General features: G+C 72.2%; 23 protein-coding genes, 1 pseudogene and 1 riboswitch. Of the genes and pseudogenes, 12 read left to right on the top strand and 12 right to left on the bottom strand.

Features of this window, described 5'->3' with window-relative positions; genetic code table 11:
* Positions 1-117: 117 nt before the first annotated feature.
* Entirely contained in the window at positions 118-2,538 is a 2,421-nt protein-coding gene (locus OG247_RS38620) for a polysaccharide lyase 8 family protein (RefSeq protein ID WP_327256621.1), read from the top strand.
* 146 nt (positions 2,539-2,684) lie between these two features.
* Entirely contained in the window at positions 2,685-3,392 is a 708-nt protein-coding gene (locus tag OG247_RS38615; RefSeq protein ID WP_327256620.1) for a heparin lyase I family protein, read from the top strand.
* 84 nt (positions 3,393-3,476) lie between these two features.
* Here OG247_RS38615 and OG247_RS38610 read toward each other — a convergent pair whose 3' ends face one another.
* Positions 3,477-4,430: a hypothetical protein gene (locus tag OG247_RS38610; RefSeq protein ID WP_327256619.1), complete on the bottom strand. Its 954-nt coding sequence runs from the start codon at positions 4,428-4,430 to the stop codon at positions 3,477-3,479.
* A gap of 81 nt (positions 4,431-4,511) precedes the next feature.
* Here OG247_RS38610 and OG247_RS38605 point away from each other — a divergent pair, with 81 nt between their 5' ends.
* Positions 4,512-5,777 (top strand): IS701 family transposase, encoded by a 1,266-nt coding sequence (locus OG247_RS38605; protein ID WP_442813232.1) that lies wholly within the window; start codon positions 4,512-4,514, stop codon positions 5,775-5,777.
* Positions 5,778-6,167: 390 nt separating this feature from the next.
* Here the strand turns inward: OG247_RS38605 and OG247_RS38600 are convergent, their stop codons facing one another.
* Positions 6,168-7,082 carry a GNAT family N-acetyltransferase gene (locus OG247_RS38600; protein ID WP_327256618.1) on the bottom strand — a complete coding sequence of 305 codons (915 nt, stop codon included), beginning with the start codon at positions 7,080-7,082 and terminating at the stop codon, positions 6,168-6,170.
* Between the two features lie 127 nt (positions 7,083-7,209).
* On the opposite strand from OG247_RS38600, the pseudogene OG247_RS38595 reads away from it, so the two are divergent.
* A pseudogene (locus OG247_RS38595) lies at positions 7,210-7,403 on the top strand (DNA-binding response regulator); the annotation flags it as partial.
* 50 nt (positions 7,404-7,453) lie between these two features.
* Here the strand turns inward: OG247_RS38595 and OG247_RS38590 are convergent.
* Both OG247_RS38590 and OG247_RS38585 read right to left on the bottom strand, forming a co-directional pair.
* Positions 7,454-7,717, bottom strand: a complete 264-nt coding sequence (locus OG247_RS38590; RefSeq protein ID WP_327256617.1) for a hypothetical protein — start codon at positions 7,715-7,717, stop codon at positions 7,454-7,456.
* Entirely contained in the window at positions 7,714-8,202 is a 489-nt protein-coding gene (locus OG247_RS38585; protein WP_327256616.1) for a nuclear transport factor 2 family protein, read from the bottom strand. Before OG247_RS38585 ends, OG247_RS38590 begins: the two co-directional genes overlap by 4 nt.
* A gap of 72 nt (positions 8,203-8,274) precedes the next feature.
* Here OG247_RS38585 and OG247_RS38580 point away from each other — a divergent pair, with 72 nt between their 5' ends.
* Both OG247_RS38580 and OG247_RS38575 read left to right on the top strand, forming a co-directional pair.
* Positions 8,275-8,493, top strand: a complete 219-nt coding sequence (locus tag OG247_RS38580) for a hypothetical protein (RefSeq protein ID WP_327256615.1) — start codon at positions 8,275-8,277, stop codon at positions 8,491-8,493.
* Between the two features lie 110 nt (positions 8,494-8,603).
* On the top strand, positions 8,604-11,066 hold the full coding sequence (locus OG247_RS38575; RefSeq protein ID WP_327256614.1) for a SpoIIE family protein phosphatase: 2,463 nt from the start codon (positions 8,604-8,606) through the stop codon (positions 11,064-11,066).
* A gap of 98 nt (positions 11,067-11,164) precedes the next feature.
* Here the strand turns inward: OG247_RS38575 and OG247_RS38570 are convergent, their stop codons facing one another.
* Positions 11,165-13,291 (bottom strand): hypothetical protein, encoded by a 2,127-nt coding sequence (locus OG247_RS38570; protein ID WP_327256613.1) that lies wholly within the window; start codon positions 13,289-13,291, stop codon positions 11,165-11,167.
* Between the two features lie 199 nt (positions 13,292-13,490).
* Between OG247_RS38570 and OG247_RS38565 the strand changes: the two genes are divergently transcribed.
* The 3 genes from OG247_RS38565 (at position 13,491) to OG247_RS38555 (ending at position 15,749) form a co-directional block, all read left to right on the top strand.
* A complete protein-coding gene (locus OG247_RS38565) occupies positions 13,491-14,510 on the top strand; it encodes an AraC family transcriptional regulator (RefSeq protein ID WP_327256612.1) in 1,020 nt (339 codons plus the stop codon).
* A 52-nt stretch (positions 14,511-14,562) separates the two neighbouring features.
* Positions 14,563-14,625, top strand: a riboswitch (guanidine-III (ykkC-III) riboswitch).
* Between the two features lie 75 nt (positions 14,626-14,700).
* The gene (locus OG247_RS38560) at positions 14,701-15,153 is read left to right on the top strand and encodes an Ohr family peroxiredoxin (RefSeq protein WP_327256611.1); all 453 of its coding nucleotides are present in this window, start codon (positions 14,701-14,703) and stop codon (positions 15,151-15,153) included.
* 20 nt (positions 15,154-15,173) lie between these two features.
* Positions 15,174-15,749, top strand: a complete 576-nt coding sequence (locus OG247_RS38555) for a putative glycolipid-binding domain-containing protein (protein WP_327256610.1) — start codon at positions 15,174-15,176, stop codon at positions 15,747-15,749.
* Here OG247_RS38555 and OG247_RS38550 read toward each other — a convergent pair.
* From OG247_RS38550 to OG247_RS38520, 7 genes are all read right to left on the bottom strand, one after another.
* A complete protein-coding gene (locus tag OG247_RS38550; RefSeq protein ID WP_327257780.1) occupies positions 15,739-17,076 on the bottom strand; it encodes an aminobutyraldehyde dehydrogenase in 1,338 nt (445 codons plus the stop codon). The genes OG247_RS38555 and OG247_RS38550 overlap by 11 nt on opposite strands.
* A gap of 121 nt (positions 17,077-17,197) precedes the next feature.
* Positions 17,198-18,514 (bottom strand): flavin monoamine oxidase family protein, encoded by a 1,317-nt coding sequence (locus tag OG247_RS38545; RefSeq protein ID WP_327256609.1) that lies wholly within the window; start codon positions 18,512-18,514, stop codon positions 17,198-17,200.
* Positions 18,515-18,605: 91 nt separating this feature from the next.
* The gene (locus tag OG247_RS38540) at positions 18,606-19,691 is read right to left on the bottom strand and encodes an ABC transporter ATP-binding protein (protein ID WP_327256608.1); all 1,086 of its coding nucleotides are present in this window, start codon (positions 19,689-19,691) and stop codon (positions 18,606-18,608) included.
* Positions 19,692-19,696: 5 nt separating this feature from the next.
* On the bottom strand, positions 19,697-20,554 hold the full coding sequence (locus tag OG247_RS38535; protein WP_327256607.1) for an ABC transporter permease: 858 nt from the start codon (positions 20,552-20,554) through the stop codon (positions 19,697-19,699).
* Positions 20,551-21,372, bottom strand: a complete 822-nt coding sequence (locus OG247_RS38530; RefSeq protein ID WP_327256606.1) for an ABC transporter permease — start codon at positions 21,370-21,372, stop codon at positions 20,551-20,553. Before OG247_RS38530 ends, OG247_RS38535 begins: the two co-directional genes overlap by 4 nt.
* Before the next feature lie 103 nt (positions 21,373-21,475).
* Positions 21,476-22,606 (bottom strand): polyamine ABC transporter substrate-binding protein, encoded by a 1,131-nt coding sequence (locus OG247_RS38525; protein WP_327256605.1) that lies wholly within the window; start codon positions 22,604-22,606, stop codon positions 21,476-21,478.
* Positions 22,607-22,707: 101 nt separating this feature from the next.
* Positions 22,708-24,009 (bottom strand): aromatic ring-hydroxylating oxygenase subunit alpha, encoded by a 1,302-nt coding sequence (locus OG247_RS38520; RefSeq protein ID WP_327256604.1) that lies wholly within the window; start codon positions 24,007-24,009, stop codon positions 22,708-22,710.
* A 405-nt stretch (positions 24,010-24,414) separates the two neighbouring features.
* Between OG247_RS38520 and OG247_RS38515 the strand changes: the two genes are divergently transcribed.
* From OG247_RS38515 to OG247_RS38505, 3 genes are read left to right on the top strand one after another with little or no spacing between them, the layout of a single operon-like run.
* Positions 24,415-24,816 (top strand): hypothetical protein, encoded by a 402-nt coding sequence (locus OG247_RS38515; RefSeq protein WP_327256603.1) that lies wholly within the window; start codon positions 24,415-24,417, stop codon positions 24,814-24,816.
* Entirely contained in the window at positions 24,813-26,135 is a 1,323-nt protein-coding gene (locus tag OG247_RS38510) for an NADH-ubiquinone oxidoreductase-F iron-sulfur binding region domain-containing protein (protein WP_327256602.1), read from the top strand. Before OG247_RS38515 ends, OG247_RS38510 begins: the two co-directional genes overlap by 4 nt.
* The gene (locus tag OG247_RS38505; RefSeq protein ID WP_327256601.1) at positions 26,132-26,323 is read left to right on the top strand and encodes a ferredoxin; all 192 of its coding nucleotides are present in this window, start codon (positions 26,132-26,134) and stop codon (positions 26,321-26,323) included. The genes OG247_RS38510 and OG247_RS38505 overlap by 4 nt, the downstream gene beginning before the upstream one ends.
* Position 26,324 lies beyond the last annotated feature (1 nt).

The raw sequence follows: 26,324 nt of genomic DNA, 5'->3' as shown, positions 1-26,324 counted from the left end.
ACCGCTTCTTGACCGAATGAGAGCGGAGCATTGACTTCCGGTCACCGGAATCGAAGTCTGGCCAACCAGCGAGACCAACCGCCGCACCGGATTCCGCCGCACCAGATTGGGTCCTCCATGCCTGCTTCCCCCTGGCCCCGTCGTACCTTCCTGCACGCAGCGGGGGGCAGCGCCCTCGCGTTGGGCCTCACGGGTTGGGCCTCTCTCCCGGCCACGGCGGCCGAAGCGGCCGCCGGCGAGGAGGAGTTCGCCGCCCTGCGCGCGCAATGGCGGAACCTGATCCTTGGCACCGGATTCAGCCCGACGGCCGAACCCTTCAGAACACTGCTCGCCAACCTCGGCTCGACGGCCCGCGGTCACCTCTCCACGATGGCCCCCGCCGGCGGCTCCCTGTGGCCCGGCGTGATCTGGACCGACCCGGATCCCGACCTCGACGCGGAGTCGTACGCCTTCTCGGCCCGCATGAACGACAGCTACACCAGGCTGAACGTCATGGCCCAGGCCTTCTGCCAGCCCGGAACCGGGCTCACCGGTGACACCGCCCTGCTCGAAGCGGTCATCACCGGACTCGAACACGTCCATGACCAGGTGTACAACCCGGCCACCGTCCCGTACGGCAACTGGTGGAACTGGCAGATCGGCGCCCCGCAGGCCCTCATGGACACCTGCGTGCTGATCCACGACCACCTGACGGAGGACCAGAAGGCCCGCTTCTGCGCGGCCGTGGACCACTTCCTGCCCGATTCGGCCGTGGGCGCGTACACCGGAACCAGCACCGGCGCGAACCGTGTCGACCTGTGCCGCGGCATCATCCTGCGCGGGGTGGTCGGCGAGAACCCCGACAAGATCGCCCTGGCCGCCCGGGCCCTGACCCCCGTCTTCCCGTACGTCACCTCCGGCGACGGCTTCTACGCCGACGGCTCCTTCATCCAGCACACCTCCGTCCCCTACATAGGCGGCTACGGCTCGGTGCTGCACGACGGCGTGGGCCGGATCCTCGCACTGCTGCGCGGATCCCCCTGGCAACTGAACGATCCCCACACCCAGCTCTTCCTCGACACCGTGGAATCGGCCGTCGCACCCTTCATCTACAACGGCCTGATGATGGACAACGTCTCCTCCCGGGGCATCAGCCGCCAGGGCGGCAGCGACCACGTGCGCGCCCACGGCCTCCTCGCCACCCTCGTCCTCCTCGGCCAGGGCGCTTCCCCGGAGGAGAACGCGCGGTGGCGCGCCATGGTCAAGGGCTGGCTCCGGCGCGACTACCACTACCCCGCCCTCAAGAACCCCGGCCTGAGCCTGATCCGGGCCTCCTTGCTGCAGGCTCTGCAGGACGACGCCTCGGTGACCGCGGCTCCCGAGCCCGTCGGGCACCGGCTGTTCCACAACATGGACCGGGTCACCCACCGGCGCCGCGGCTGGGCGGCTTCGGTGAGCATGGCGTCCCAGCGCATCGCGCACTACGAGTTCGGCAACGGCGAGCACGCCCGCGGATACCACACGGGCGCCGGCTGGCTGTCGTGGTGGGGCAGCGATTTCGGTCTCGAGCAGTACTCCGACGCGTACTGGCCCACGGTCGACCCGTACCGGCTGCCCGGCATCACCGCCTCCCGCAAGCCCCTCGCCGACGGGCAGGGCGGCAACTGGGGCGGCCCCCGACCGGACGCGGCCTGGGTCGGCGGCACCACCGACGGCGAGTTCGGCGCCACGGGCCAGCACCTCAAGGGCCTGGGCGGCACGATGAGCGCCAGGAAGTCCTGGTTCTGGCTGGACGACTCCATCGTCTGCCTCGGCGCCGGCATCGGCTCCACCGACGGGTTCCCCGTCGAGACCACCATCGACAACCGCCACCTCGGAACCACCGGCGCCCCCGCCCTGACCGTCGACGGCAGGCGGCAGCCGGTCACGCAGGGCTGGACGGCCACCTTCGAGGGCGCCGAGTGGGCGCACATCGAGGGCCAGGCCGGCTACGTCTTCCCCGCCGGGACCAGGCTCGGCGCCGTACGCGAGGAACGCACCGGCGCCTGGAAGGACATCAACACCGGCGGCTCCGCCGACCCGATCACCCGCCGCTACCTCACCCTGTTCACCGACCACGGCACCGATCCCGTGGACGCCGGCTACGCCTACGTCCTCCTGCCGGGCGCCAGTGCCCGGTCCACCCAGCAGCGTTCCTGCGACCGGGGCCGGCTGAAGGTCCTGGCGAACACCGCCGCCCAGCAGGGCGTGCGCGTCGCCAGGCTCGGCTTCACCGCCGTCAACTTCTGGATGCCGGGCACCGTGGACAAGATCACCGCAAGCGCCCCCGCCTCCGTCCTGATCCGGGAGAACCGGAACGGAACCGCGACCGTCGTCGTATCGGACCCCGCCCGGCAGGCGACCTCGCTGGAGGTCCGGTGGAACCGCCGCGTCTCCAAGGTCCTCTCCAAGCCGTCCACCGTCACCGGGGCCACCACCGGCGATGCGCTGACCCTCACGTTCGGCGACCTCACGGCCCGGGCCGGGGGGCCGCAGACCATCACGGTCCGACTCGGCTGAACCGCCCGGCGAGGGGCCCGCCGGTGGCGGCGGACCCCTCGCCGACGGGTTGACAACGTTGCCAACCCGGCTCTTCCGCTCCCCCGTTCGCCCCTTTCCCCACTCCCGACTCCCCACTCCCCTTTCCCCACTCCCAGGAGGACACCATGCAACGAAGCAACGTCCGACTCCTCGCCCCCACCGCCCTGGCCGCCGCACTCACCTTCGCCACGACATCGCCCGCGCACGCCGCGGTCGAGTGGGACGGCGACGCGGACAACGGAGGGACCGCCGTCTTCGCCACGGTCGTGTGCGACGACCCCTCGTACGTCTACCAGCCCGACTGGAACGACGGCCGCGGCAAGATCTTCGCGTTCACCAAACCGGCGGGCTCCGAACGCTGCGAAGGCCTCGGCATCGCCGGCCGGACCCTCACCGAGGGCAGGACGTACTGGTTCGGCTGGGAGTCCATGACCAAGACGGGGAACGCTCAGACCGTCTTCCAGTGGAAGTCGTGGGGCACCGATGCGGAGCAGGACCAGAACTACCCCGTGCTGATGAAGGTGGAGGACAGCCGGCTGAAGATCTGGTACGTCGCGCCGGGCGAGGAATGGATCGCCGCAGGAAGCGTCCCCTGGACCCCGGGCACCTGGAACAAGATCGAGCTGGGCATCAACGCCCGGTCGTCCACCAACGGTTCCTTCGCCCTCTACGTCAACGGCCAACTGGTGGTCGACCGACACAACGCGCGGACCTGGGACCTCAAGGGCAACGTGCCCCGCTGGGGCACGTACGGCTCGACCATCACCGGCGTCGAGTCGGTCAACTGGGTCGACGGACTGAAGATGGGCACCACGCGCGACGACGTCGACTAGGCCCGGACGAAGATATCGGCGGAGTGGAGTATGACCTGCTGGGCGATGGCGCGTTCGTCGGCCCCATCGCGCACGCCCCGAGCCTCATTCGTCGAGGAAGAATCCGGTCTTGCGCACCGCGAGGGACTGGGCCATCGCCCGCAGGTCACCGTCCGACACGGTGGGTCCGCCGCCGATGAGGACCACGATGGCGCCCTGGCGTCGCGCGACGTACCGGACGGAGTCGTAGGTGTTCGAGCGCCAGGTGTCAGGGGCGACTTGTTCACAGGGCCCCGCGCCGTCCCCCGCGCCTCCGCTCATGGCCTCGCACGCGTCCGGCGGCGCAAAACCCGGCAGTTGCGGTCCGACGGTCACCCGGATGCCGAGGCGCTCCCGGTCGTCGGCACTGGTGGGGACCGACGACGGGAGGATCAGGTAGTCGAAGGTTCCGCTGAACTGGTTGGCCTGCGCGAAGTACAACCGGTAACCGTCGAGCTCGGGGGCCAGCAACGGGACCTGAACAGACGCAAGTTGCCGCTCCCTGTACCCGGACAACTGCTGGTCCCCGAGCACACCCGTCAACGGCCACAGCAGTACGAGGACTCCGGCGAGCGCCCCCCAGCGCCGCAGGGAGCCGATACCGGGAAGCGCTACGGCGGCCGCGGCCGCGTACACCGCGGCCAGCAGGGGCGGAGCGGCGAGCGAACCCCACAGGCCCGAACCGCCCGCCCGGTAGGAGAGGACGTCGGCCAGCACGCCCAACAGCCCGCCCACTCCGGCAACCCGCCAGGCAGGGCGAACCCCCGCCAACCGCAGCAGCACCCACCCGAGCAGAGCCGCGACGACGGGTATGGCCACCATCAGCAGGAGCCCGAACCCCAGGCACCCCCAGCCCTCGCTCTCGCAGAAGTCCCCGAGGTCCCAGGGCAGTACGGCCACCAGGAGCCACAGGCCTCCCAGCAGCGCGCCCACGCCGGCGGGCCGGATCAGCGGCCGGAGCAGTGCGCGACCGTCGATCCCGTCCGTCCCGCCGCCATGGCCCTCCGCCGTCACGCCCATGCCCGCCGCCCCCTAGTAGGGCTTGGTCAGGTTCAGTCGTTGGTGGCGTGTCCGGATGATCGGTTGTTCCGTTGATCGGGTGTGATGCCCGAGGAGTTGGCTGCGGTCCGGTGTGATCTGGAGGATTTCGCGGCGGAGGTGTTCGAACCGTTCGCGAGGGCGGATCAGCGTCGGTGGGGGTCGGTCTACCTGCGCGGGCTGCTGACAGATGGCGGACGCAAGTCCGTCGAGCCCATGGCCGCCCGGCTCGGGGAGGACGGGAACCGGCAGGCCCTGGCACACTTCATCACCTCCAGCCCATGGAACCCGGCCCACGTGCGGGCCCGACTCGCGTGGATGATGCAGACGGCGATCAAACCGACCGCACTGATCATCGACGACACCGGGTTCCTCAAAGACGGCGATGCCTCGGCTTGTGTGACGCGGCAATACACCGGCACCGCGGGCAAGGTCACCAACTGCCAGGCAGGGGTCTCGCTCCACCTGGCCGGCGACCATGCCTCGGCGGCGGTCGACTGGCGGCTGTTCCTCCCGGAGACCTGGGACCCCGCCTCGCCGAAGGCCGATCCCGTCAAGGCGGCCCGCCGGGCGAAGTGCGGCATCCCCGAAGGCCTGGGCCACGTCGAGAAGTGGCAGCTGGCCCTGGACATGGTCGACGAGACACGGTCGTGGGGCCTGGACGTCCCCCTCGCGATCGCCGACGGCGGATACGGGGACACCGCCGCTTTCCGTCTCGGCCTGGAGGAACGCGGGCTGCACTACGTGGTGGGCATCTCCACCACCGTGACCGCCCAGCCCGGCGACGCGCTGCCCTGCACTCCGCCCTACCGCGGCACCGGACGCAAGCCGGTGGCAAGGTATCCCGAACCGGCCCGGAGCGTGAAGAACCTCGTCATCGAGGCCGGGAAACAGGCGGCCAGACCAGTGCAATGGCGCGAGGGATCTCGTCCCGGCACGGGCCGCAGCGGCTTCAAGCGGATGTACTCGCGATTCGTTGCCCTTCGGGTCCGGCCCGCCGGCCGCGAGGTCCGCAAAGCCATCGACGGGCCGGAACTGCCCGCGTGCTGGCTGCTGGCCGAATGGCCTGCCGATCAGGCAGAGCCGGTCCAGTTCTGGTTCTCGAACCTGCCCGCGGAGACACCGCTAACCACACTCGTGCGGCTGGCGAAGCTCCGCTGGCGCATCGAGCACGACTACCGCGAGATGAAACAGGCCCTGGGACTTGCCCACTTCGAGGGCCGCACCTGGAACGGCTGGCACCACCACGTCACCCTCGTCTCCGCAGCCCACGCCTTCTGCACCCTCCAGCGACTGGCCAGAGCCCCAAAAGAAACGGCGCCGGCCTGAGCCTCTACCGAATCGTCCGCGAACTGCAGACCCTCCTCGCCACCTGGGCCGGCGCCTGCCCCACCTGTCACCGCGACATACCCACCCTCACACCAACCTGACCAAGCACTACTAGTGCTGTGACCGGAAAGGTTTGCCGGGTCGCGACGCCCGGTACGGCACCTCGCCGCGTTGTCGGACCACGCCGGTACGTCCAGTACGAGGCGCGGTCCTCCGCCTTGCGATGCACCACACCGAACGCCGCGACCCGGCAAACCTTTCCGCCCACAGCACTAGATGAAGATCGACCCAGGAGACCATCGTGGTGCCGCTGCCGTGCTCACGCCATGAGTACGGGTACTCATTCGCCCGGACCCGGCGGGCGGGGTTGGCGACGCGCGCCCGCGCACGTCAGAGGAAGTGGCCGCTGGCCAGGTACGGGGCCGGTTCGGCCATGCCCCTGAGCGCGAGATAGCCCTCCTGGCCGATGTCGAGCCGCGCGGCCAGACCGACGTCGACCGCCCAGTGGTTGGCGGTGGTGATGCAGTTGACGAGCGTCTCGCCCCGGGAGGCGGCCAGGGCTTCCCACAGCAGGTTCTGGGCGGTCCGCGGCTCGGACGCGGCGAGGAGGACGGCCCGGTTCTCCTCGTCGTCGATGTACGCGTAGCCCGGGCGGCGCAGGTCCTGCGACACGACGAGCCTGAGGCGGTCGAGCATGTGGGCGTGGTCGGGTCCGTGGCCGGCCCCGCGGATCCGCTCGTCCAGCCGGTCCATCCAGGCGAGGTCCTCCGGCCGGCCCTCCCGGAGGCCGCTGATCGCGGGAAGCGCGGACCGGTCGACGGTTCCGACCATGCGCATCTGCGGGTAGAGCAGGAAGCCCGCCTGCCGGTAGCGGCGGGTCGCTCCGGGGTGCACCGAGGAGGAGAACAGCCCCGGGCGGCCGTCGGCGTGCGCCAGCGCGGCGTCGATCAGCCGCCTGCCGATGCCCCGGCCCTGATACCGGGTCAGTACGCCGTAGGTGGCGAGGTACCAGACGCGACCGCGGTTCTGTGACATGGCGAATCCGACGACGCCTCCGACGCCCCCGTCGGGGCCGACGCCGGCAGCGTCCGCGTCGACCGCGACCCAGCACCCGGCGGGATCGACCTCCAGGTAGAACCGCATGCGTTCGATCCACTGCTTCGACGCGGCTTCCGAACGGGGACGGATCTCCGGTTCGCTGACTCTTCTGCTGCTCTGGTCCGCCTCGAAGAACAGCGCCGCCGAGGCTCGTTCCGCCGACGGGAGGTCTTCCTCTCGTGCCGGCCTGACCTGTACTGATTCCATCCCTGGCTCCTGTACTGACGGCTGGTGTCCACCGATCGGTGGACAAGAAGTTCAGTCGGCCAGACGTCATGCCCGCCACACCCCGCCGCGCATGATCCAAGCATGAACCGACTACCTGTCAGAGTTGCCGGACGTCGCACTGATCGACCTGCGGATGCCCGTGCTGGACGGGGCGAGCGCCACGGCCGAGATCGTCGCCGGCCCCGCCGCTACCCGGGAGCAGCTCGTCGACGCCATCCACTCCGCGTCCCGGGGCGAGACCGTCCTGGCCCCCGGGTCGCGGGGCGAACATCAGCCCCGCAGCGGGCCCCCACAGGTGTAGGGCGAGGTGCCGGCGCTTCCCGCGATCGCGGGCGGCCCGAACCAGCGGTTCACCCGGCGCGGCGCCGCCGGAACTCCTCGAGCCAATCCCGTACCTGCTCGTCGTCGTGCAGGTAGGGCTCCCCGGGCCCGTGCCGCAGATCGATGCCGTACAGAAGCGTCAGCGCCCACCAGGACAGTTCGTCGCACTCGACCGTGTCACCGGCGACCCAGCGCCCGGCCCATCGGTCAGCCGCATCACGGCTCATGCGCCCCTCGACCAAGGCGGCGAAGCACGCCTCGATCTCGTCCAGGTCCGGCCGCACGTCGCTCATCGGCTCACGGTACCCGGGCCGGGGGGATCGAGGCGTTCCGTAGGACCGGCGAAGGACAGGAACAGGGTCCGGGTGGCGAGCAGCCAGCTTCCGTCCACCTTGCGGAACGCGTCTTCGTAGTGCCCCACTTGCGTCGGGGGGCGGGGTGGCACCAGGCCCCCGGAGTAGCCGTCGACGCGATACGTGGAGAAGTAGGCGGTGGCGGTGGCCGTGTCCGGGGTGGTCACGGTGACCAGGATGTTGGTGCACATGCGGCGCGACAGCCGGTCCTCGGGCCGGGCGCCGAAGTAGTCGCGAAGAGCCTCGCGGCCCGTTATGAGGCGATCCCCGGCGGGCCATCGCCAGGTCCCGTCCGGCGTGAACAGGTCCGCCACCGAGCTCGGGTCCCCGAGGTCGAGCCGGCGGACGAACTCGATGATCAGTCGCTCACAGGCCCGCTCGGCCAGCAGGCGTTCCATGGGGTCCGGAGTGGTGTCAACATTCATGATCAATTCTTAGCAGGCCCGGCCGGGAGGGGCGTCTATGCTGTCCGCCTTCGCCGATGCCCGGGGGTCCCCATGTCCAATGATCACTCCGCCACCTACTACTCCAGTCTGTTCTCCATGGCCATGCTCTCCGCGCTCGGCGGTGTGTGCGTGTACTTCGGGGTCATCCTCGAGCTCTGGTGGTTCTACGCGCTGGCCGTCCCCTCGGCCTGCGGGGTGCTCGGCACCGGCGTCCACGAGTGGCTGAAGCGGCCCAGCCGCGTCGGAGCCGGGGAGACCCCGGACGCCTGAGCCCCCGCTGACGCCCGTGAGCCGGTACCGGATGGCGTAGCGCCTCTGGCCCTCGTTGCGGACATCGACCAGCATGGGCACAGCGGGACCGGCGGACGAGATGGGCACGCATGCGCGCCACTGAGGGCAACCAGGATTATCCCTTCGCTGTCACCAACACGGCCGCGGCGCTGTTGGACGGTGCCGGGACCGTCGTCGCCTGGACACCGGCCGCCGAAGCCCTGCTGGAGCGCCGGTCCGAGGACGTGTGCGGACGGCCTGCGCGGGAGCTCCTGGCCGACGCGAGCAGCTGGGCAGCGGTTCTGGCTCAGGGCGGGCAGGGCGGAGGGGCGGGGTGGGAAGGCCGGGCCGTGCTGCGGCACGGGTCGGGAGGCGAGCTGGAGATCGGCTTCCGCGTCGTTCCGCTGAACGACGGTGCGCGGGGGAACCCGGCCCGCTGTCTGGTACTCGGCGCACCCCTGGATCTCGTCGCCCGGTGGCGGCAGGACCACGCCTTCACCCACGAACTGTTCCTGCAGGGCCGCGTGGGCCTGGCCGTCTTCGATGCGGACCTGCGCCTGCTCCGGACGAACACGCACCTGTTGCCGTACACCGGGGTGCCCGTCGACCTGAACGGCCGGCGCCTCGCCGACTTCCTGTGGGCCGAGGACGCGCGGATCATCGACGACCGGCTGCGGGAGGTGCTGCGCAGCGGGAGCCCCCTGATCGGTTTCAACGCGACCGCTCGCACCTTGGACGACTCGAGGGGCGGCCGGGTCGTGACCATCCAGGCGTTCCGTCTGCAGGAACCCGACGGACGTCCGATGGGTGTGGCGGCGGTGTTCACGGACGTCACCGACCACGAGCGGTCGCGCGGGCGCCTGGACCTGCTGTACCGCGCGACGGGGGCGCTGGGCGGTTCGCTGTCCGTCCTGCGCACCGTGGAGGACCTGGTCAAGATCCTGGCGCCCGCGTTCGGCGATTGTGTCGCGATCGATCTCGCGGAGACCGTACTGACCGGCGGTGAGCCCGCCGCCGACGGCCATCCCACGCCGCCCCTCATCCGGATGGCCATCGCCGGAGCGGGGGCGGAAGCGGACGTGCTGCGTACGGGGACGACCCGCTTCACCGCGCCCCTCGCGGCGGGCACGCCCGGTCCGGCCGGACCCGCGGTGCGGGAGTGCCGGGGCGAGCTGGTCACCGGCCTCGGAACCCGGTCCGCGGCGCCCGGGAGCGACGCCGCCCCGGAGTGGGCCACGGCCGTACGGGGTGCGCATTCGGCGATGACGGCGCCGCTGTCCGCGCGGGGCATCGGCTTCGGAAGGATCACGCTCTGGCGCACGGGGGACGCTCCCCCGCTGGACGAGGACGACCTGGCACTTCTGGAGGAGATCGCCGCCCGTGCGGCCGTCGCCGTGGACAACGCCCGGCGGTACACCAAGGAACGCCGCACCGCCGTGGGCTTGCAGCGCAGCCTCCTGCCGCCGGCCACCTCGGAAACCCCCGCGCTGGAAGCCGCCGGCCTCTACCTGCCCGCCGACGCGGACAGCGGAGTGGGCGGCGACTGGTTCGACGTCATCCCGCTGTCGTCCGCCCGTGTCGCCCTGGTGGTCGGGGACGTCGCCGGTCACGGGCTGCACGCCACGGCCATGATGGGACGCCTGCGCAGCGCCGTACGCGCGATGGCGGACCTGGAACTGGAACCCGAGGAACTGCTGGCGCACGTCGATGACATGGTCCTGCAGGTCGCCGCCGAGGCGGAGAGCGACGACGCGGAGGACGGCGACGCGGGCACGCTGCTGCGCGGCGGACCGGCCGGTGCCACCTGCCTGTACGCCGTCTACGACCCGATCACCCGAAGGTGCGTCATGGCAAGCGCCGGACATCCGCCTCCGGCCGTGGTCGGCCCGGATGGAACCGTGGAGTACGTCGAGCTGAGCCCCGGCCCGCCCCTGGGGGTCGGCGGCTGGCCCTTCGAGCCGGTCGAACGCGATCTGCCTCCGGGGAGCGTCCTCGCCCTGTACACCGACGGCCTCATCGAACGCGGAGCGGGGGACATCGACGAGGGGATGCGCGACCTGGCGGACCGGCTGCTGCGCGCGGACGTACTCGGCCGGCCCCTGCGCCAGGCCCGGCACGACATCGTGGAAGGGTTGCCGCCGGGCCGGCTGAGGGACGACGTCACCCTCCTGCTGGCCCGTACCCGGGTGGTGGACGACGGCTCCGTCGCGACATGGCTGCTCGACGCCGACCCGGCGGTCGTCGCCGACGCGCGCCATCTCGTCCTGGGCCAGCTGACCGCCTGGGACCTCGACGAGCTCGCCTTCAGCACGGAGCTCATCGTCAGCGAGCTGGTCACCAACTCCATTCGCCACGCCGGTGGCCAGGTCCGGCTCCGGCTGATCCGGGCGGACACCCTGACGTGCGAAGTCTCGGACTCCAGCAACACGCAGCCGCGGATGCGGCGCGCGAGGAGCCACGAGGAGGGCGGCCGCGGCCTGTACATCGTCGCCCAGCTCTCGCACCGCTGGGGCAGCCGCTACACCGTGGGCGGCAAGACCGTCTGGTCCGAGCAGAACCTGCCCCCGGCCTGACGGGCCGGTCCCGGCGGAGCATCGGGCCGTTGCGCCGGGCCCGGACCGCCGCAGGGGTGCCCCCGGGTCGCACGCCGGGGGCACCCCTGCGTCCGGCGCTACGGAGACGCGGCCACCGGCATGACGTGGCCCAGCAGGCCCTCCCTCACGTAAGGCCCTTCGCAGTCGGCCCTGTTGGAGACGAAGTGGTCGAACACGGAAGGTGCGTAGCACCGGTACAGGGGAACCGAGCCCGGCACCGCCTTGGTGTACACGTACCCGACCGCGCCGAGGGGCTGTTGGCCCTCGCACCCCGGGTCGGCGGTCAGCAGCGAGTGGTTCGCCGCCTTGCACTCGTAGAGCCGGACCGTGCCGGGCGCGGGGTCCCGCAGCACCTTCCAGACCCCCTCGTGGGTGAACCCGGCGGGCAGGGAGCGCGAGGAGGCCAGGTGCCCGGCGTGGGGCCGGTGGCCTCGGACCAGGGGAACGTACGGGGTGGTGTGGCCGTCGGCTCCCTCCCAGGTGCGCAGGTAGCCCTCGGCTCCCCGCATGAGCTCGTCCACCACGTCCTGGCCGCCGGTGACCCGGATGTCCTCGATCCAGTCGGGTACGAGGCCGTAGTGGGTGCCGCCGCCGTCGGCGTTGACGTCCCAGACGCGCGAGCCGGTGACCTGCCGGTCGAGGACCGATCCGCCGTCGGGGCTGCGGAAGGGGTAGCGGACGGGGTTTCCGGCCGGGGCCCGGGGGCCGGGGAGCCAGGCGAAGCCGTTCATGTCGGTGCCGATGCCGTAGCCGGCCCCGTACTTGGTGCGCAGGGCGGCGTGCCTGCGCGCCTCTGCGGTGAACGCGGGCGCCTCGTACATGTGGCCCGTGATGAAGCCGCCCAGGCGGTAGACCCGCTCGGTCCAGTTGTCGTCCATCCAGCCGTGGGTGGACAGCACGCCGGAGTAGCGTTCGGCTTCGAGCACGCGCAGCGCCTGGTCGGCCGCCTTGACGCTCATGTGGTCGATCTCCAGCATCATGTTGCGTCTGGTCATGCCCAGCACCGCGTACTCGCCCAGGGCGGTCAGGCCCCGGCGGTTGCACTGGGCGGCCTGCAAGGCGGCGCCGTAATCCGGCGGTTCGACACCCTCCGGCAGGGCGCCCCGGATCCGGGCCTCCGTCGCGGCCTCCGGCTCCGACTCCGGCTCCCGCTCCGGCTCCGGCTCCGAGGCGCCGGTGTGCTCGGCCGTCGCTGCGGCCAGCCCGAAGCCGATCGGGTTGTCGTGCTCGGCGCCGGGGCAGGGCTCCGTGCTCCAGAAGGTGCCCGTCGACAGGAACTGGCCGACGTTGATGGCCATCCCCTGGGTGCCCGAGTCGAACCGGACGCCGCACAGGGCGTTGTCGAACTTGTGGCACAGGAACATGCTGCGCACGCCCAGCCGGTGCAGTTCGTCGAGGCCGCGGTCGATGTCGGCCATGGTGCAGCGGGCGCCGTCCAGCACCTGCTTGCAGCCGAACGGTTCGGAGGTCTCCACACCGAGGACGACGGCGAGCTTGCCCTCCTGGATGACCTTGCGGGCCTGGCCGGGCTCGGTGACGACCCGGAACCAGCCCTTGCCCGCGCCGCCGTACATGGCGTCGACGAAGTCCTGGAGCTCGTAGGTCTTCTGGATCTGGAGCCTGATCGCGGACATCTCGTCGCAGCCGCGGTCCTTGAAGAAGTAGAGCGAGCAGATCACGCCGTTGGTGACCATGTCGTTCACCAGGATCCGCTGGCCGCCCCGCCAGGCCCGCTCCACCCAGGCGTAGTACGTCTGCTGGTGGGTGGCGGAGTCGTGGGCCGGCCAGTCGCGGAACGTCGGCCAGCCGGTCGGGTCGTGCCGGCCGTCACCGCCCTTGGTGATCATGTCGAAGAGGGCGAGGACGCCGTTCGGGTAGTGCTCGGGGCAGTCCTTGAGGGCGTCCGCCGCCCCCGCCCTGGAGAAGACCTTTCCGCAGACCAGCCGTCCTCCGAACCCTTCGTCGGACATCAGGTGCACGTGCCCGTCGACGTATCCGCGGACCCGGCCCTGGGCGTCGGTCCCGGTGAACGGCTCCCCCGTGACGTTGACCTGCGAGTCCGGGGCCGGGCGCGCCACGGGCTCCCACCACTGCGGTCCGGCCGCCGCCCCGGCGGTCGAGGGGCCGAGCAGCAGGGTGATCAGTGCGAGGACCAGGCCGGTCAGCAGGTACCGGCTTCGCCCGGGGGCTCTTCGTCGGTTCATCCCCATCCCTTCCTTTCATGACGCGTTCATGACATGGCTTGGGTGCGGACCAAGGCCGAAGGCCGAGGCCGACCCTAGGAGCAGCCCGCGGCGCCGTCATTCACTTCGGCGGCCAACCCGTTGACTCTCCGGACCGACCCCCGGCGCCGTCCCGCGGGCGGTGTTGACGGGGGCCGCGCGCCCGCATTGACTGACCGACGTGTCAGCCATCGAGCCGCCCTCCGTCAGCGCGTGCTACGCCCTCGCCGTCCTGAGCGCCACGGCGGAGGGCACCGGCAGGCCGGGTCCCTGGACCTCGCCCACGGACCGGCTCGCCGTCGGCGAGATGCGCGCCCTGTGGGACGAAGTGCTCGGCGCCGTGGGCGCCGGCCCGCACACCGGGCTCCTCGTGGGCGACCGCATCAGGCCCGAGGGCCTGCACATCCTGGGCCACCTCGTCCTCACCTGCGCCAGCCTCGCGGACGCGGCGCGGGCGGCCGAGCGCTACCACTGCCTGGTGAGCCGGTCGGGCACGGTGACCCTGCACCGCCGGGACGGCGTCGGCCGGGTCCGCTACCGGCCGACCGTCGACCCCGCGGCCATGCACCCCCAGCAGGTGGAGGCGATCGTCAGCAGCATGGTGCGGGCGGGCCGCTGGATCGCCGGCGACGGCTGGGCGCCCCTGGCCGTGTCCTTCACCCACCCCCGCAGGGGCTCCGCGGAGCCTTATGCCCGCGTCCTCGGCTGCCCCGTCTCCTTCGACGCCCCGGAGACCGCGATCACGGTCGCCGACGAGGACCTCGACCGGCGCCGGCCCCTCTACGACCCGGCCCTCGACGCCCTGCACCGGGCCTACGCCGACCGGCTCCTGCACCGGCTGTCCGCGCCCGTTACCGTCGCGGAGCGCGTACGGCAGTGGCTGGAGGACGCCGCGCTCGAGGACGCGGGCCCCGAGGGCCCCGCCAAGGAGCTCAGCCTCAGCGTCCGGACGCTGCGCAGGGCCCTGCACGCGGAGGGCACCTCGTGGCGCGCGCTCCTCGACAGCGCCCGCCACGGCCGGGCCGGGCGGCTGCTGGAGACCACGGACCTGCCGCTGGACCGGGTCGCCCCCCTCGTCGGCCTCAGCGGCGCGACGGCCCTGGTCCGCGCCTTCAACCGGTGGGAGGGCATGCCTCCGGGGGCCTACAGGAGCCGGCACCGGCCCGCGTCCGCGGAGCGCGACGGGGCCGGCCGCGGGTGAGGAGGGTCACCGCCGGCGGCGCCCCGCCCGGCCGGCTCCGTTGCTAGATTGTCCGGCGGCCGACCCATGGCCCCGGACGAGACGCGCCGTACCCGGTTACGCACGACGACGCGCGAGGTGCCGCACGAGCGGCGCCTTCCGCTGTCCGCACCCGGGCAGCTTCCTCGTCGAGCAAGATGGGCCGAACGCCATGACCGTGCCACTCACCCGCAGCCTGTACCGGACGACCGCGCACGCTTCCGGGGGCCGCACCGGAACCGTCCGCACCGACGACGGGCGCCTGGACGTCCGCCTCGCCCCGCCGCGCAAGAAGGTCCCGGGCACCACCAACCCCGAGCAGCTGTTCGCTGCCGGTTTCGCCGCCTGCTTCACCTCCGCGCTCGCGGAGGTCGCCGCCGAGTTCGGAGCGGACGCCTCCGCCGCGCGCGTGGCGTGCGAAGTGCAGCTCGGCACCACGGACACGCCCGCGGGCTACGGCCTCGCGGTGTCCCTCACCGTCAGCCTGCCCGGATGGCGGGCGGCGGACCTCCAGCCGCTGCTGCACCGGGCGGACGCGGTCTGCCCCTACTCGCAGGCCGTACGCGGCAACGTACCGCTGACGCTGCTGGCCCTGGACGACCCGGCTTCCGCCGACGGGGCCTGAGCAGCCGGTACGGTGACGGCATGAGCGGATCCCGGCGCCTCGTGCGCACCTGGGAGGTCTTCCCCGGCTCGGGCTACTCGACCGCGTGGGTCGACCTCACCCAGGGCGCCTTGACCGCGCGCGGTCGCTCCGTCGGGCTGGACCCCGAGCCGTACTGGCTGACGTACGCCCTCGAAACCTCCGACGGCTACGTGACCTCGCGCCTCCACGTGACGGTCGAGACGGCGGCGTCGACCCGGGAGCTGGACCTTCGGGGCGACCGCGGACGCTGGACCGTGGACGGCGCGCACCGCCCCGATCTCGACGGCGCCGTCGACTGCGACCTGGGCCTCTGCCCGCTGACCAACACCATGCCCGTGCTCCGCCACGGCCTGCACCGGCGGCCCGGAACCGGACCGCACCACTTCCTCATGGCCTGGGTTTCGGTCCCGGACCTCGCCGTCAGCGCGAACCGGCAGACGTACACGCCCCTCGCGCGCGGGGACCACGGCGCGCGCGTCCGCTACGAGTCCGGCGGCTTCCGTGCGGACATCGGCTTCGACGACGACGGTCTGGTCCTGGACTACCCGTCCCTGGCGGCCCCGCTCACAGCATGACGTGCTTGACCTGGGTGTAGTCCAGGAGCCCGGACAGGGAGAGGTCGCTGCCGTAGCCGGAGTGTTTGACTCCGCCGTGGGGCATCTCGGAAACCGTGGTGCCGTGGGTGTTCACCCAGACGATGCCGGTGTGCAGGGCGCGGGTGGCGCGCATCGCGCGATCGTGGTCGGTGGTCCACACGCTCGCGGCCAGGCCGAAGCGCACGCCGTTGGCGAGGTGCAGGGCCTCGGCCTCGTCCGCGAAGGGCTGGACGCTCACGACGGGTCCGAAGATCTCCTCCTGCACGATCTCGTCGTCCTGGCGGACGCCCGCGACCACGGTCGGCTCGTGGAAGAAGCCGGGGCGCGCGATCCGGCCGCCGCCGGTGACGATCCGGGCGTGGGGCGGCAGGCGGTCCAGCAGTCCCTGTACGGAGGCGAGTTGGGAGGTGTTGTTGAGGGGGCCGAAGTCGGCGCCGGCGCGGAGCCCGGCCGCCTCGGCGGCGAAGGCCGCGAGGAACGCGTCGTGGATCCGGCGGTGGACCAGGAGCCGGGTGGGCGCGGTGCAGTCCTGGCCTGCGTTGTAGTAGGCCACCGCGGCGAGGGCGGCGGCGGTCGCCTTCACGTCCACGTCCTCGTGCACGATGACGGGGGCGTTGCCTCCGAGTTCCAGGTGGACCCGCTTGAGGCCGGCCGCGGCAGCCGCCGCGATCTCCTGTCCGGCCCGGACGCTGCCGGTGACGGCGATCAGGGCGACCGCCGGATGGGCGGTGAGGGCGCGTCCGGTGTCGCGGTCACCGCAGACGACGTTGAGCACGCCCGGCGGCAGGTGTTCCGCGGCGATCCGGGCCAGCAGCACGGACGAGGAGGGGGTGGTGTCGGCGGGCTTGAGCACGGTGGTGTTGCCTGCGGCGACGGCCGGAGCGATCTTCCACGCGGCCATCATCAGCGGGTAGTTCCAGGGGGTGATCTGGGCGCAGACCCCGACCGGTTCGCGGCGCAGCAGGGAGGTGCGGCCCTCGGTGTACTCGGCCGCGGCGGCGCCCGGGAGGTTCCGCGCGGCTCCGGCGAAGTAGCGGAAGCTGTCGGCGATCCCGGGGAGCTCATCGTCCCTGAACTGCTCGGCGGGCTTGCCGGTGTCCCCGGTCTCGGCGGCGGTGAAGGCCTCCGCGTGCGCCTCGATGGCGTCGGCGATGCCGAGGAGGGCGCGCTGCCGCTCCGCCGGGGTGGTGGTGGACCAGTGCCCGTACGCGGCCGCCGCCGCGAGGCAGGCCGCGTCCGTGTCGGCGGGACCCGAGCGCGGGGCGTGGCGGTGCACGCGGCCGGTGGCGGGGTCGGTGAGGGCCATGGTCGCACCCGAGGCGGCGGGCCGGTCCACTCCCCCGATGTGGTTGTGGAGGGGCCCGATGTGGTGGTTGTGCGGGGGCCCGATGTGGTGGTGCGGGGGCCCGGTGCGGTCGTGCGGGGTGTCAGCCACGGCGCAGGGCCTCCTCGGCGGCGGCGCGTCCGGTGCGTACGGCGCCTTCCATGTAGCCGGCCACCCACTGGTCGGATCCGCAGACGTAGAAGGGGGGTTCGTGGGTGCCGTGCCGGGGGCCGACGGCCATGACGTCACCGGGGATCCACTGGGTGACGTACCCCTGGGTCCACGGGTCGGTGCCCCACATGCGGATGAACGTGGCGAGCGGCCGCTCGGCCTCGTCGCCGTACAGGCGCGCGATGTCGGCCAGCAGCTCGGCGGTGCGCAGGGGGGCGGGCATACCGAGGAGGACGCCGTAGCGTTCGGGCGGGACGAGGGCGGAGAGGATGCCTTCGCTCTGCGGCCAGGTGCTGCCGAGGATCCCTTCGCTTTCGGAGAGGCCGCTGAGGCCCCGGTCGCGCCAGAAGGGCCGGGCGTACGCGGCGGTGAACTTGGCTGCGAGGGCGTGGCGTTGGCGGTGCAGGGAGGAGAGACGCTCGTCGGAGACTCCGGTGACGGCGACCGAGCGGAGCGGGCCGGCCGGGAGGGCGCTGACCACGGCTGCGGCGGTGAGGGTTTCGCCGCCGGCCAGGCGTACGGAGCTGCGGCCGGGCCGCCGTACCGCGACCTGCTCGACGGGTGAGCCCGTACGGATCCGGCCGCCGAGGGCCTCGGCCATGCGCAGGGCCACGGTCGCCGAGCCCTCGGCGACGCGCAGGCCTTCCCACGCCTCGTACTCGTAGTGGCCGGTGCCGGGTACGGCGGCGTGTTTGCGGAGGGCCGCGAGCAGCGAGGTCCGTTCGCAGGAGCCGTCGGCGAGGGCGAGTTGGCCGATCTCCCAGAGGCGTACGACGGCCTGGGTGGCGCCCTGGGCGCGGAGCCAGTCGCCGACGGACAGCCGGTCGAGGCGCGCGGCCTCCGGGTGGGACCAGGGGTCGGCCGGGTCGACGGTGGCGGCGAGCGCGGTGAATGCGGTGGTGACCAAGGCGCGGCAGTCGTCGTCGCCGGGGCCGAACCAGTGGGGCGGGTCCGCGGCGGAGACTCCTTCGGGGGTGGCGCGGGCGAGGGCGCCGGGCTCGGCGACGTAGCTGGGGACCAGGGTGAGGCCCAGTTCCGCGGCGAGGGTGGTGTAGGCGGTGTGGGCCCGGCCCACCACCTCCCCGCCGAGCTGGACCAGCCGGCCGTCGGGGAGGGTGGTCTGCTCGACGCGGCCGCCGACCCGGTCGCGGGCCTCGACGACGAGGACGTCGGCCCCGCCCGCGGCCAGGTCGCGCGCGGCGGCGAGACCTGCCAGTCCGGCGCCGAGCACGATGACGTCGTGGTTCATGGGGTGTGCTTCCTTCGGTCGGTGCCGGATGGCAGCGGGGCGGGAGCGCTGGGGGAAAGGGAAAGGGGTGAGGGGGACCGCTGGGGGCCGGTCAGTCGAGGACCAGGCAGTGTTCGGGGTTCCAGCCGATCTCGACCCGCTCGCCGCCGCTCCAGCGGTCCTCCATGCGGGAGCGGACGGTGTTCTGCTCCAGTACGGACACCGTGACGCCGGGGGCCAGTTCGATGAGGTAGGTGGTGGTCGGGCCGGAGTAGACGGTCTCCCGGACGACTCCGCTGACCTGGGCCATGCCCGGTTCGAACCCCGAGAGCCAGATCTTCTCGGGGCGGATCGAGAGGCTGACCCGGCTGCCGTCGGGGACGCCGGACCGGGGACCGACGGGCAGGGCCGGTCCCTGGTCGAGGACGACGCGGCCGGAGCGGTAGGTCCCCGGGACCAGGTTGGAGGTGCCCATGAAGGTGGCCGTGAAGCTGCTCGTGGGGCGCTCGTACACGTCCTCCGGCGTGCCGCACTGCTCGATGCGGCCCTCGTTCATGACGGCGAGGCGGTCCGACATCGTCAGGGCCTCGTCCTGGTCGTGGGTGACGAAGACGAAGGTGATGCCGACCTCCCGCTGGATCTGCTTGAGCTCGACCTGCATCCGGCGGCGCAGTTTCAGGTCGAGGGCGGCCAGCGGCTCGTCCAGGAGCAGCACTTGGGGCCGGTTGACCAGGGCGCGGGCGAGGGCGACGCGCTGGCGCTGGCCGCCGGAGAGGGTGGGCGGTTTGCGGCCGGCCAGTTCGCCGAGCTGGACGAGGTCCAGCATGTCGCCGACCCGTTGGCGGATTTCGGCGCGGGGCACGCCGCTGCGCTTGAGCCCGAAGGCCACGTTGTCGGCGAGCGAGAGGTGGTCGAAGAGGGCGTAGCTCTGGAAGACGGTGTTGACGTCGCGCTTGTTGGGCGGCAGACCCGTGACGTCCTCGCCGCCGAGCAGGACGCTGCCCTCCGTTGGGTCGGTGAAGCCTCCGGTCATGCGCAGGAGGGTGGTCTTCCCGCAGCCGGAGGGGCCGAGGAGGGAGAAGAACTCGCCCGGGGCGACGTCGAGGGTGACGTCGTGGACGGCGTAGGTGTCCGTGGTGCGGTACCGCTTGGCGACCCGGTCGAGCCGGACGGCGGGGTGGGGGTTCGGGTGGTGCATCGGTGTCACTTCCCGGGGAGCAGATCGAGGCCGCCCCGGCGGCCGAAGAGGCGCGGGATGGCGAGTGCGAACGCGATGAGGGCGATGGAGCCGACGAGCATCAGGGTGCCGACGGCGTTGATGGTGGGCTGGACGCCGAACCTGATCGCCGAGTAGATGCGGACGGAGAGTGGTTGCGGCTCGACGCCGGTGGTGAAGTAGGCGAGGACGAAGTCGTCGAAGACCAGGGCGAAGATCAGTACCCCGGAGGCGAGGATGCCGGGGAGCAGCGCGGGCAGGGTCACCAGGCGCAGGGCCTGGCGGCGGGTGGCTCCGAGGTCCATCGCCGCCTCCTCGACCTCCGGGTTGAGGGCCGCGATGCGGGAGCGCAGGATGACCGTGACGTAGGAGATGGAGAAGGTGATCTCGGCGAGCATCACGGTGGTGGTGGACAGGGTGATGCCGAGGCCCTTGAAGAGCATCATCGATGCGACACCGGTGACGATCTCCGGGGTGATCAGCGGTACGAGCATGACCAGGCCGGCGAAGGAGCCGAGGCGGCCGCGGCCTCGGACCAGTCCGAGGGCGAGGAACACGCCGAGGACGAGCGAGACGGCCATCGCGACCAGGGACACCCGCAGGCTCATGCCGAGCGAGCCGATGAGTGCGTCGTCGCGGAGGAACGCGCGGTACCAGCGCAGGCTCACGCCGTCGAAGACGGTGAGGGACTTCTGCGCGTTGAAGGAGAACAGGACGACGACGCCGACGGGGAGGTAGAGCAGCGCGAAGAAGACGGCGGTGACGGCGATGGCGAACCGGGGCCGGCGGTCGGCGCCGCGGCGCCGCCTTCGAGGTGCCGTACGGGGAACGGGGCGCGGGATCATCGGGCCGCCTCCGCCTCGTCCTTGCGGGTGCGCCTCAGGTAGCCGAGCATCCCGAGCAGCAGGACCGCCATCAGCAGGATGGTCAGGGCCGAGCCGAGCGGCCAGTTCTGGCCCTGGAAGAACTTGTCCTGGATCAGGTTGCCGATCATGATCTGGTCGGGGCCTCCCATGAGCTGTGCGCTGACGAAGTCGCCCATCGCGGGCAGGAAGACGAGGACGCAGCCGGCGGCCGCGCCCTGGCGGGTGGCGGGCACGGTGACGAAGAGGAAGGTCCGCAGGGGGCCGCCGTAGAGGTCGCGTCCGGCCTCGATGAGCGAGGTGTCCATGCGCTCCATGGCCGCGTACAGCGGGATGATCATGAAGACGACGAATCCGTAGACGAGTCCTGCGATGACCCCCGGGGCGGTCTGGAGGATCTTGCTGTCGCCGTCGGCGAGGCCGATCGCGCGCAGGGCCTTCAGCACCGGCCCGTCGTCGGAGAGCACGACGGACCAGCCGTACATCCGGACCAGGTAGTTGGCGAAGAACGGCACGACGATCGCGGCGATCAGCAGGTTCTTGAAGCGGCCGCCGCGCAGGGCTATGGCGTAGGCGACGGGGTAGCCCACGGCCAGGCAGACGAGGCAGGTGATCAGCGCGTACCCGAGCGAGCGCAGCAGGACGGTGCGGTAGGCCGGATCGGCGAGCGCGGCGAAGTTCTCGAAGTTGAGCCCGAAGCGCGGGTTTCCGAGCGGGTCGGTGGTGCCGAAGGCCAGCGTGGCCACCAGCAGCAGGGAGGCGAGGAGGAAGCCGGTCATCCACAGGGTGCCGGGGAGCATGAACCAGGTCCACAGCCTCGCCTCCGGCTCGGCCCTCCCCCCGCGCGGCGGCCGCGCCGGGCCGGATCGGCGCCGGGGATTCCGGAGATCGTGTTCTGCCATGTCAGCCGGCCTTCACATCGGTCCAGGCGGCGTCGCGGTGCTGCTCGCCCTTGGCCGTGCCGTTGCGGAAGTAGAGGTCGTCCTTGAGGTCGGCCGCCGTCACCTGGCACTGGGGGAAGGGCTCCACCAGCGCGGTGTACGTGTCCTCGGTGCCGCGGACCGGCATCGGGTAGCCGATGTACTCGATGTTCTTCTTCACGCTCGAAGGGCGGAGCATGTAGTCGATGAAGAGCATCGCGGTGCCCGGGTGCTGCGCGTTGGCGGGGATCGCGTAGCAGTCGGAGTTGAGGGGGGCGCCCTCGCGGGCGACTTCGAAGCCGAAGACGGCGGGGTCCTCCGCCTGGGCGAGCATGGCGGCCATGTCCCCGCTCCACGCCTGGGTCATGTCGGCGTTGCCGTTGAGCAGGTTGTTGTAGCTGTCGCTGGAGAAACCGCGCAGACGGGGGCGGAGCGAGCGCAGGGTGCCGGTGACGCGCGCGAGGTCGTCCTGGTCGTCGGTGGTGAGGTCGAGGCCGAGCTTGAGCGCGCCCAGGCCGAGCACCTCGTCGCGGTCGTCCAGTACGAAGACCTTGCCCTTGGCCTGCTCGTTCCACAGGTCGTCCCAGGAACCGGTCAGATCACCGAGCCGGTCGCGGCGCCAGCCGATGCCGGTCTTGTACATGGTGAAGGGCACGGTGTGCCGGGAGCCGGGGTCGTACCAGGGGTCGGCGAAGTAGTCGTAGCCGCCGAACACGGCCTCGGCGTTCTTCAGCCGGGTGTGGTCGATCGTGCGCAGCCTGCCCCCGGCGGCGAGGCGCTGGGACCATTTCGCCGTGGGGAAGATGATGTCGTACTGGTTCCCGGAGTTGAGCTTGGCGGCCATGCCTTCCATCGAGTCGAAGTTCGACTGGACGACCTTGACGCCGTACTCCTTCTCGAAGCCCTCGAAGACGGCCGGGTCGACGAAGTCGGCCCAGTTGAAGTAGACGAGGTCGCCGTCGACCTTGACGTCGATCGGCGTCTGCCCGGCGGCTCGGCCGGCCGGGTCGTCACCGGACGCGAATCCGCAGCCGGTTGCCGCGAGGCCCAGGGCGCCGGCGGCGGAGGCTCGCAGGAGGGAACGTCTGGACAGGGGGTGTGCCTCGGGGGACATGCGGGTCCTCTCCGTAGGGGTGTGGCTGTGGAGGGCGAAGGGGAAGGCGACCGAAGGGTGCCTCGGGGGCGGTTCGGCGGCCGGGGTCGGCCGCGGGCGGTTCAGCGCCCGGGGTCGGCCGTGCCGGGGTCGGCCGTGCCGGGGTCGGCCGTGCCGGGGTCGGCCGTGCCGGGGTCGGCCGTGCCGGGCTCGGCACCGGCGTCCAGGTCCGCCCGGATGCGGCCGGCGAACCAGCCGACCGCCGACTCTCGGCGGGACAGCGGGCCGGGCTCGAAGCCGGGGGTGGAGAGCCCCTGCTGCACGCGGGCGACCAGCTCGACGTCCTCGTCGTTGGTGATCCAGCCGATGTGGACGTTCAGGCGGCGGGCGAGGCGGGTGCGCAGGCCCGTACCGCGCCGGGTGTAGAAGGCGCCGGGGACGGCCACCCGGTCCACCGCCGTCGGGATCGCCGTCCAGGCCAGGACGTGGTCGGGGTAGAAGTCGATCAGGGTGTTCGGGTAGATGACCGCGTACCGCCAGACCCGCCGGTCGGCTTCGGCGAGGCCGGGCATGGGGGCGGCGATGCGCTGGTAGAGGCGTTCGGCCCAGTTCGAGGACGGCTTGTCCCGCAGGGGCGAGGCGAACAGCGCGTAGGACTCCTCGATCTCACAGGTGTAGCTCTGGTAGTCGAGCAGTCGCATCAGGCCGGGGTGGGCCACCGGTACGTGGTAGCCCTCCAGGTAATTGTCGACCGTCACCTTCCAGTTGGCCTCCTGCACCTCGGCTCCGGCCAGGTCGTGGATCCGGGCGCGGCCGACCGGTACGAGGCCGGCCCCGGCGTAGTGGCCGACGGCCTCGGCGAGCCCGGCGCACTGCTGCGCCAGGGGTACGGCCTCGAGGTCGAGGTTGACGAACACGAAGCCGAGGAAGGATTCGACGCGGGCCGGGAACAGGCCGAGCTTGGGCTTGTCTAGGCAGGGGATCTGCCGTGCCTCCGGGGCTCCGACCAGGGTTCCGTCGAGGCGGTAGGTCCAGCCGTGGTAGGGGCAGCGGATCGCTTTTCCGGCCGGTTCGGGGGCGGCGACCAGGCGGGTTCCGCGGTGGCGGCACACGTTGAGGTGGGCGGCGAGGGCGCCGTCCTCGGTGCGGACGACGAGCACCTCGCGGCCCGCGACGGTGGCTGCGAGCCGGGCGCCCGGGTTCGGCAGGTCGGACTCGTGGCAGACGAGTTGCCAGGCCTTGGCGAAGACCTGCCCGACCTCCTCGGCGGCCACGTCGGGATCGGTGTAGTAGCGGGCCGACAGGGCGGGCCCGGGGACGTCCGGGACCGGCCGGTCGGCCTCGACCGACTGATCGGCCTCGACCGATTGGCCGGCCTGGACCGGCTGGTCGGCCGGGGGCTTTTCAGGGGCTGTGGAGTGCATCGGGTGACTCCTCCGTACCGGCGGTGCGGTGATCGGTCTCGGCATGGGGCAGCGAGACGACCCGGCGGCGGGCAGCGGGCCGGGGCGGACGCCGAGGCCTTGCTGACCGATTGGACAGTCAGATTGCTGGCTGAATTCCGCCGGGTCAAGACTTGTACGCTGACCGATCGGTCAGCTAGCGTAATTCTCGTCGCTGCACCGACGTTCCTCCTCTTCTGGGCCTTTTGTCGGGCCGGACGCAGCCGCGCCGCCCTGGCACCCGCCCGGGCCCGCACCCCCTCCATCCCTCCCTGCCGCACGCCACCCGCGCCCCCCGCGGTGAACCCCGGGCATCCCCACCCCGCCCCCGGCTCCCCGTCACCGGCCCGGTCGCTCACGGCACCCCCACCCCTACCGGAGGCACGCATGAGCGGTCGTCGGCGTCTGGACTGGCTCGGGCTCACCCCCGAACCGGAGCGGGAACTGCCCGCTGCGGTCGCCGCCCTGCGCGCCTCCTCGCACCATCCCCCGGCGGAGCTGGTGGCCTGCGAGCGGCGTCGCCTGGAGCGGCTGATCCTGCGGGGCGGCCGGCGCGACTGGCTGCGCTACCTGGCCGAGGTCGCCGCTCTGGTGACCGCCGTCGCCGACGGCGCCGGGCACGGCGACCACCCGGCCGCCCTGCTCGCCGGCGAGGTGGTCCTCGAGCACCACCGCATGCTCATCGGCCTCCCGGGAACGGGATACGCCCGAACCACCGCGGACCGCGCCGCACTCGAGAGCGCCGTACGCGCCCTGCGTGCCAACTCCCCGACAGGAAAAAGCCGATGACCACGATCCGAATCCCGGCGGGACGGCCACCGGGCTCCGTGCTCGGAGCCGCGCCGGACACGGTGGAGAACGCCGAGGCGTACCTCGCCACCGGTGGCTACGCCGACGCCACCGGACCGGACGAGCTGCTGCGCCACCTCGCCGCATCCGGTCTGCGCGGGCGCGGCGGGGCCGGTTTCCCGGCCGCCGTCAAGCTGCGTGCCGTCCGCGAGCGCGGCGGCGTCCCGGTGGTGGTGGCGAACGGCGAGGAGGGCGAGCCCGGTTCGGTCAAGGACCGCTGGCTGCTGCGGGCCAGGCCCCATCTGGTCCTCGACGGCCTCGCCCGCGCCGCCGCGGTCACCGGCGCCGTACGCGGCTACGTCTACCTCTCGGACCCGGTGGCCGCCGACCGCGTCCGCCGGGCCCTCGCCGAACGGGAGCCGTGCCTGCCCGTCGAGATCGTCGAGACCGCCCACACCTATGTCGCCGGGGAGGAGAGCGCGGTCGTCCGCCGGATCGACGGCGGGCCCGCCCTGCCCACCGCCAAACCGCCCCGCCCCTTCGAGCGCGGGGTCGGCGGCGCGCCGACCCTGGTGTCCAACGTCGAGACGCTGGCCCGCATCGCCCTCACCGCCGCCCGCCCCGGCCTGCGGCAGGCGATCGCCCGCTCCACCCTGGTGACCCTGTCCGGTGGGAGCGCGACCCCCCTCCTCACCGAAGTCCCCTACGGAGTCCCCCTGCGCACGCTGGCCGCCGCGCTCGGCGTCCCGGACGCGGCCGGGGCCCTGATGGGCGGACTGTTCGGCGGGCTCGTCGACGCCCGCGCCCTGGATCTCCCCCTCGAACCGGGCGCGCTCGCCTCGGCGGGCACCGCACTGGGCTGCGGAGCGATCCGGTTCCTCGCCGCCGGAGCCTGCCCGGTGAGCACCGCCGCCGACGCCGTCGGCCACCTCGCGGCGGAGAGCGCACGGCAGTGCGGGGTCTGCGTCTCGGGCACCGCCGCGGTCCGCGACGCCGTGTACGCCCTCGCCTCGGGCACCGCCGCACCCGATACTCCCGCCCGGTTGGAACGGTGGTCGCTGGGGCTGCCCGGGCGGGGCGCGTGCGGCCTGCTGGACGCCGCCGCGAGCGTCGCCGGCAGCCTGCCGCGCGCTTTCCCCGAAACCGTCCGGTCCCACCTGCGGGGGCCCTGTCCAAGCTGCGCCGCCGCCCTGCCCACGGGCGGTCACAGGGGCCGCCTCGCCGTGGCCGTACCCGAGGTCGCCGAAGCGGCCGTGGACGACACGGCCCTGGACGACAAGGCCGTACCCCGCATGCCCGTGCTGAAAGGAACACCGTGAAACTCCTGCTGGACTCCACCCGCTGCCAGGGCTACGGACTGTGCCAGGAACACGCACCCCACCTGGTCGAACTCGACGAGTGGGGCTACGCGAAGGTCATCGCCGTCGCCGTCCCGCCCGGCACCGAGGAAGCGGCGCGTGCCTGCGCCGCGAGCTGCCCCAACTCCGCGCTCCGAGTGGAGAAGTGAC

Source organism: Streptomyces sp. NBC_01244 (assembly GCF_035987325.1).
Lineage (GTDB): Bacteria > Actinomycetota > Actinomycetes > Streptomycetales > Streptomycetaceae > Streptomyces.
Note: the sequence above shows the minus strand (reverse complement) of the source record. Positions and strands in the feature narration are given on the sequence as shown.